Genomic DNA, 736 nt, shown 5'->3' on the forward strand with positions numbered 1-736 from the left:
TGGAATCCTATTTCCAGCAGTGGAGCGCCAGGGGTATCAAGACCTTCCGCTTCCCCATTATCTGGGAGCGCCTGCAACCCAAGCTGGGTGGCCCGCTGGATCCAGCCTATGTTGCGTTGATCGACCGCACCTTTGGTTATGCGCAAAAGCACAACATCAAGATCATTCTGGACCTGCATAACTATGCACGCTATCGCGGCCAGGTGATTGGCACCAGTGGCGTTCCGTATGCGCGCTACCAGGAGATCATGACCAAGATTGCCCAGCAGTGGAGTAATCAACCCGCTCTGTACGCCTACGACATCATGAACGAGCCCAACGGGGCCCTGGCCTACTGGGCGACCGCTGCGCAATACGGTATCAACGGTGTGCGCGCCGTGGACAAGACCCGCCCGATCATTGTGGAAGGTAACGGCTGGTCGAGCGCTACCCGCTGGGCGGAGTGGAATGATCCCTTGCTGAACCTGAAGGATCCGTCCAACAACATCATTTTCTCGGCGCACTCGTATTTCGATGAGAACGCCGGTGGCAGCTATGGTGACGTAGACGTCAACAAGCTGGACGTGATGTATGGCGTGAATCGCGTCAAGCCGTTCGTAGAGTGGCTGAAAAAGCATGGTCAGCGTGGCTACATTGGTGAGTTCGGCGTACCGGATAACAACCCGCGCTGGAACATCCTGATGGACAATATGCTGGCCTACCTGAAAGAGAATTGCGTACCGGCGTCCTACTGGGC

Annotated in this window: 1 protein-coding gene; it reads left to right on the forward strand. The window is 56.5% G+C overall.

The features are described 5' to 3' along the window. Positions 1-736, forward strand: a 736-nt coding sequence (locus GM154_RS25505; protein ID WP_219654327.1) for a glycoside hydrolase family 5 protein, incomplete at both ends; no start/stop codon positions are given.

It is taken from the genome of Pseudomonas sp. MAG002Y (assembly GCF_019400845.1).
GTDB lineage: Bacteria > Pseudomonadota > Gammaproteobacteria > Pseudomonadales > Pseudomonadaceae > Chryseomonas > Chryseomonas luteola.